This window comes from Bradyrhizobium campsiandrae, assembly GCF_014529705.1.
Taxonomy (GTDB): domain Bacteria; phylum Pseudomonadota; class Alphaproteobacteria; order Rhizobiales; family Xanthobacteraceae; genus Bradyrhizobium; species Bradyrhizobium campsiandrae.
In genome coordinates, this window is sequence record NZ_JAANIH010000296.1 from 1 (window position 1) to 363 (window position 363).

Sequence of the window (363 nt, forward strand, 5' to 3'; positions counted from 1 at the left end):
ATCTGAGCGTGACGGGCAAGGCCGACCTGCTCAAGGCGCTCGGCCTGACCACGTCGGTCGGCGGCGGCAACGCCACCGTCAACGTCAACCGGACCACGAGCGCGGGCTCGCTGGGTGCGGAGATCTCGGACGGTTCGACGCTGAACGTCGACGGTCACGTCATCACCTTCAAGAACGCGCCGATCCCGGGCTCGACCGGTGCTCCCAGCGTTCCGACCGGTTTTGGTGTCAACGGTAACGTCCTGACCGACGGCGCCGGCAACTCGACCGTCTATCTGCAGGGCGGCACCGTCAACGACGTGCTGACCGCGATCGACCTTGCCACCGGCGAGCAGACCGCAACGATTGCCAGCGGTGCTGCGA

The 363-nt window shown here is 66.9% G+C and carries 1 protein-coding gene; it reads left to right on the plus strand.

What is annotated here, in order from left to right; translation table 11 throughout:
- Positions 1–363, plus strand: a 363-nt coding sequence (locus G8O24_RS43165) for a DUF1522 domain-containing protein (RefSeq protein ID WP_188108472.1), incomplete at both ends; no start/stop codon positions are given.